6 protein-coding genes are annotated in these 5,504 nt (G+C 69.7%); 3 read left to right on the top strand and 3 right to left on the bottom strand.

The features are described from left to right. A partial coding sequence (locus VKH46_04735) for a hypothetical protein (GenBank protein ID HKB70127.1) occupies positions 1-1,060 on the top strand: 1,060 nt, incomplete at its 5' end. Positions 1,061-1,208: 148 nt separating this feature from the next. Here the strand turns inward: VKH46_04735 and VKH46_04730 are convergent. Further along, positions 1,209-1,658, bottom strand: coding sequence for a hypothetical protein (locus tag VKH46_04730; GenBank protein HKB70126.1), 450 nt, complete (start codon positions 1,656-1,658; stop codon positions 1,209-1,211). Between the two features lie 66 nt (positions 1,659-1,724). Here VKH46_04730 and VKH46_04725 point away from each other — a divergent pair, with 66 nt between their 5' ends. Further along, positions 1,725-2,000, top strand: coding sequence for a hypothetical protein (locus VKH46_04725; protein HKB70125.1), 276 nt, complete (start codon positions 1,725-1,727; stop codon positions 1,998-2,000). Positions 2,001-2,064: 64 nt separating this feature from the next. Here VKH46_04725 and VKH46_04720 read toward each other — a convergent pair whose 3' ends face one another. Together VKH46_04720 and dapF are read right to left on the bottom strand one after the other, a co-directional pair. After that, on the bottom strand, positions 2,065-3,312 hold the full coding sequence (locus VKH46_04720) for a M28 family peptidase (protein HKB70124.1): 1,248 nt from the start codon (positions 3,310-3,312) through the stop codon (positions 2,065-2,067). 216 nt (positions 3,313-3,528) lie between these two features. Further along, complete coding sequence (gene dapF / locus VKH46_04715) at positions 3,529-4,374, bottom strand: diaminopimelate epimerase (protein HKB70123.1); 846 nt, start codon at positions 4,372-4,374, stop codon at positions 3,529-3,531. Between the two features lie 147 nt (positions 4,375-4,521). On the opposite strand from dapF, the gene VKH46_04710 reads away from it, so the two are divergent. Further along, positions 4,522-5,277 carry an acyltransferase gene (locus VKH46_04710; GenBank protein HKB70122.1) on the top strand — a complete coding sequence of 252 codons (756 nt, stop codon included), beginning with the start codon at positions 4,522-4,524 and terminating at the stop codon, positions 5,275-5,277. The last annotated feature ends 227 nt before the right edge of the window (positions 5,278-5,504 follow it).

The raw sequence follows: 5,504 nt of genomic DNA, 5'->3' as shown, positions 1-5,504 counted from the left end.
CGTATCGGGCGGCGTCGTCGCCAACAACTACGTTCGCGACCCGCAGATCATCCGGCAGGTCTCGGCCGCGTCGGTCATGCGCGGGCCGATTCCGGTGGTCCCGACGGCTTCCTCGCTGCGGATCGCCGCGGTCGCCTCGCGTCCGGCGCCCCGGCCGCCGGCGAAGATCCAACAGCGCGCGGTCGTGACGCGGGTCGCACCGCCGCCGGCTCCCGCGCCGTTCCAGACGAAGGTTCGCGTGATCCAGGAAAATCGCGGCGCTCCGGTCGCGCCGCGCGCCGCGGCGCAGTTGTCGATCCAGGCGCACGAAGGCGCCCGCGCCGCGGCTCCGGTGCGCCCCGCCTCGGTCGAGGGAGGCGCGGTCGGCCTGACTCCCAAGCGCCCCGACGCGAAAGTCCGGCCGAAGGCGGTCACCGCGCCCCGAGGCAAGGCGCTCGCCACGCGGGAACGTCCCCTCGTCGCGAATCCGACGGCCGTCGATTCGAAGGGCGCCCAGGCCCCGGCGCGCATCGCGCCGGGCGCGGTGGCGCGTCCCGAAGGAGCCGCTCCGCGTCCGGCCGCCCCGCCGGCGGTTGCCGCCCCCCCGCCTCCGGCTCCGGAGTCGTGGCGACAGCGCGTTCCGCCGGGGCAGCAGAAGAAAGCCGCTCCTTCCGAGCGCCCGGTGACGCCGCCCAGGCGGGAAGCGCCGCCGAGCGCCGTGGAAACGACGACTCCTCCTCCGCCCGCGGAGCGCGCCGCGCCGCCGGAAACTCGTCGCGTGCCTCCGCGGCGCGCGGCTCCGCCTCCGGCGCGGACGACCGAATCGGCGCCGCCGCCCGCGCGCGAGACGCCGCCTCCGGCTCGCCGGCAGGTGACGCCGCCGCCCGCGCGCGAGACGCCGCCTCCGGCGCCGCGGACGACCGTCGCCCCGCCCGAGCGCCGCGCGGCTCCGCCTCCCCGCGTCGAGGGGCAGAAGCCGGCCGTCCGAGCCCAGCCTCGGGGGAAAGCGCCGGAGAAGGACAAGGGGAAGGACAAGAAGAAGAAGGAAGAGCCTCCTCCTCCGCCCCCGCCTTCTCTCTGATCGCGCGGTGTTCGACGAAAACGCCCGCTTCGGCGGGCGTTTTCTTTCGGGCGTCTTCCGTGCCGAGTTGAGCGACGCGCCGCGTTCGCTTCAACTGTCTTCCGTGCCGAGTTAAGCGACGCGCCGCGTTCGCTTCAACTCGGCAAGATTACTTCGGCTCGATCGACAGGTGGAGCTTCGCGCTCTTCGCGCTCACGATGTCGAGCGTCCGCATCCGCACCCAGACGCGGATGTTGTCGTCGAGCTTTCCGGCGTCGACGGTGTCGCTCTTGTCCCCCTTGCCGACGATCGATCCGTCCTTGCCGATGACCTCGACCGCGATCCGCATCTTCGCCTTGCGGTGCTCGTCGCGATTCTCGACGGTGAAATGCCAGAACGTCAGGTGCCTGTCGTTGAGGTCCTTCGTCTTCGCCTTCTCGACGTCGTCGGCGTCGGGATAGTGCTGGATCTCCAGCGTGTCGATCTTCGCCTTTTCCGAGGAGAAATTGATCTTCACGACCTGGTCCCGCTTCGGCATCGGAATGGTCTTTTCGGTTTCCGCGGCGCCGAGAGCCGCCGCCGCCGCGACCGCGGCCGCCGCGATCAGAAGCTTCTTCATACGGGCTCCTTTCGTCGGGCGCAGTCTACTGCGGCGACCGGCCCGCGAATCGGGCATAATTCGGAAATGGGAGAACCCGAAGAGCCCCGCGAGACCCACGTCGTCGACGTCTTCATGATGTCGGTCAAGTGCGGCAACTGCGACCACTACCAGACGATCGTGAGCTTCGAGAAGCGCGGCGAAGTGAACGTCTACACCTACGAGTGCGACTGGGACGCTTCTCCCGACTGCGATCCGAACGTCACCCGCACGATCGTCGAGGTGCCCCAGCACATCGACAACTCCACACGGCGCCACGAGGAGGTGTCTTACCCGGAGAAGCCGGGCGAAGAGGCCCCTTGACGCGGCGGATCGCCGTCCGTCTGCTTCGGATTCGACCGGCGCCTGGAGGCGCTGCGGTCGCGGCTCATTTCTTCTTGCGGACGACGGGCTTCGCGTCCACGGCGATCGAGCGGATTCCGTTCTTCCCGACGGCGCGCACCGCAAAGAAGTCGTTGTCGATCGGAAGCGGGAGCTCGTAGCTTCCCGGGGACGGCGCTTCGCGCAGGACCTTCCAGTACGGCTCGGTCGTGTCGCGCGCGAGGATCTCGAACCCCTTCCTTTCGGGGTCGTCGGGCGCGGAGAAGCTGAGCGTCGCGCGGGGCGCCACCGCTCCCTCCACGGTCGCCTCCGAAGGCGGCGCGGGGGAGTCGGCGAGGCGGTCGATCGACTCGGCGTTCTTCTGCGCGACCGAGGCGAGGAAATCGAAATCCATGAACTTCTGGAGATCGCCGTACTCGACGCCGTTTTCCGTGCGCACGGTCTGGTGCTGGTGCCGGTAGTCCTCCTTCGGCTCGGTGAAGCGGACGGCGGGGAGACCCGCCCCCACGAACGGAAGGTGATCGCCGCCGCGGCCGAACCGGTCCTTCCGGAAGACGGGGCGCACGCCCCCGACGAACTCGTCGATCCACATCCCGAGCTCGCGCGACGGCGTGAACGCGTCGGTGTCGCAGAAGACCCGCGGCCGGCGGTCGGAGGAGCCATTGGTCGCGCCGACGATGTCGTTGTTGAGCATCGCGCCGACTTCGTATCCCTGCGCGCGCGCCCACTCGAGGAGACGCTTGCCCCCGAAAAGCCCCTGCTCCTCTCCGGATACGGCCGCGAAGACGACCGTCGCGCGGTGGGGACGCCTCGCGACGAGCCGCGCGGACTCGAGCGAGACGGTCGTCCCGGACGCGTCGTCGTCGGCGCCCGGAGCGTCGCAGTCCGCGCTCATGAAGTCCGAGCAGATCGAGTCGAAGTGGCCCGAGACGAGAATGGCGGTCTTCCTTCGCGCCGGGTCCGTTCCGTCGACGACGAGATAGACGTTCTGGAGGGCGGCGGGCCCGTGCGTCCTCTCGTTGGACGCCTCGAAAGGGTCGATGACCACCCTTCCGGCCGCCGGAGCCGCGGCGCGGAGGAACGCGGAGATGCGGTCGCGCGCGCAGCCGATCCCGCGTTTCGGGTCGGTCCACGACGAGAGGGACTGGCGCGTGCCGCAGGCGACGAGATCGGCGTCGATTCGCCGCACCTCCTCGGCGGCGGGAACCGGGACGGCCGCCGGCGGCTCGGCGGCGAAGGCCGCCGGGGCGAGGAGGAACGGAACGAGGAAGGCCCTCCGGATGCTTTTCTTCATCCCGTCAATCTACCGCAGGTCCGCCTGCCGGACTTCCTTCCCATCCTTCGCAGCCGAGGACGGGGAGCCGCGGGAACCGGGCGAACCGCGGATCGGAGAACGACCGGTCGCAGCGCCAGAACCGCGAGCCACGAGCGGAGACGAGCCGCGTCGCGTGGCGGCAGCCGGCGCAGAGTCCCGCCGTTTCTTCGTCTTCCGGTTCGAGGGTGTTCGCGGTCAATCCCGCTGGAGGAGGAGCTCGGCCGCGAGCGTCCCCTGACAGATCTTCACCACCGAACCGGCGATCGAGACGCCGCCGTCGGCGCCGATCTCCGCGTGGAGACGCCCGCCCGGCATCTCGACATCGAGAACCGGCCCGGCGAGGCCCAGCCGGTGGACCGCGGCGGCCGCCGCGGCGGTGCTGGTCCCCGAGGAGAGCGTGTACCCGGCTCCGCGCTCCCAGATCTCCATCCGGATGTTGTCCCGGTCGATCACCTGGACGAACTGGACGTTCGTTCGCGCCGGGAAGCGCGGGTCGATCTCGATGAGCGGTCCGGAGAGGCAGGCTTCGTCCGCGGAGATCCGCGGAAGCACGATGACGCAGTGCGGGTTGCCGACGGTCACGCCCGTGAACCGATACGTCCGGTCGCCGGCGCGGATCTCCTCGTCGACCACGTCCCGGAGCGGGCCGGCCACCGGGATGTCGGCGCTCGAGAAGCTCGGGCGGCCGAGGTCGAGCGAAACGCGGGCGCCGCGCGACTCGACCGCGGCGCGGGAGACGCCGGCCGCCGTCTCGATCTCGACCGGTTCGTCGTTGATGTAGCCGCTGTCCCAAAGGAAACGCGCGAAGATGCGGACGCCGTTGCCGCTGATCTCCGCCTCGCTTCCGTCCGGATTGAAGATCCGCACCGCGTAGCGCCGTTTCTCGGGCTCGATCGTGGCCCAGAGGATGCCGTCGGCCCCGACGCCGGTGTGCGGCCGGCAGACGCGGCGGACCTCTTCGCGGCCGAGCTCGCGGTCGAAATGCGACGAGGCGAGAACGAGATAGTCGTTCCCGAGGGCGTGGTATTTCGCAAATTGCATCGGGGACCCCCGGCCGGTGGGGATTTTACGCTTTTTCGACGGGGCCGCCGAGCCCGGCCGGCGAGACGGCGCGGTCCGCGCGGAGCGCCGCCCCGGGCGGCGGTGGAATTGACTCGGCGGCGCCGATCGCACAGAATCCGCGGCCTCATGACGCTCCGCACGATTCGGGCCGGCGAGCTCGCCGAGAGCCTGTTTCCCCGTTTCGTCGACGAGCTCGCGGAGCGGCTCGACGACCCCGCGCTCGACCGGAACGAGACGGTGCGCGACACCCTCCGGGAGCTCTACGGCGCCTCCGGAGGCGGGAATTCGCTCGCTGCGCAGGCGGTCGCCGCCTCGTTCGACCCGCGCAACGCGACGCTCGAGGCGGAGTACTACCGGGAGCTCGACCCGGCGAAATGGGCCCCCGTCAAGCCGCTCCTCTGGTTCTGGCAGATGTTCGACCATTCCCCCGTCGGGCGCAACGTGCTGCTCGGGACGCGGATGCGCGCGATGCTCGCGCGGCGCGTCTTCCGCCGATGCGGGAAGAACGTGCGGATCTTCCACGAGTGCGAGTTCTCGTTCGGCTACAACCTGTCGGTCGGCGACGACGTGACGATCCACCGCAACGTGCTGATCGACGACCGCGGCGAGGTCGTCGTCGGCAACAACGTGTCGATCTCCGACTTCGCGAACGTCTATTCCCACGCGCACGCGGTCGAAGACATCAACGACGTGTCGCTCGGCCGGACGATCATCGGCGACAACACCAGGATCACCTACCACTCGACCGTGTTCTCGGACGTGAAGATCGGACACGACGCGATGCTCGGCTCGCACGGCGTGGCCAACAAGGACATCCCGGACTTCGAGATCTTCGGCGGCGTGCCCGCCCGGAAGATCGCCCAGAAGAAAGGGCATCCTTGAAGCGGAAGCGGAGTCGTTTGCCGACCGCCGAGTTGAAGCGGACGCTTCGCGCCGCTTAACTCGGCTACCGAAAAGGCCCCCCACCATGGGAACCGGCGCAAGCGAGGGGCATTGGTCGCGCTCGGCCGGTAGAATCCTTCCGTGCTGCGCGACCTGTCGATCAAGAACCTCGCGATCGTCGAAGACGTCACGCTCGAGCTCGGCGAAGGATTCACCGCGATCACCGG

The sequence above is a fragment of the Thermoanaerobaculia bacterium genome, from assembly GCA_035260525.1.
Taxonomy (GTDB): domain Bacteria; phylum Acidobacteriota; class Thermoanaerobaculia; order UBA5066; family DATFVB01; genus DATFVB01.
Note: the sequence above shows the minus strand (reverse complement) of the source record. Positions and strands in the feature narration are given on the sequence as shown.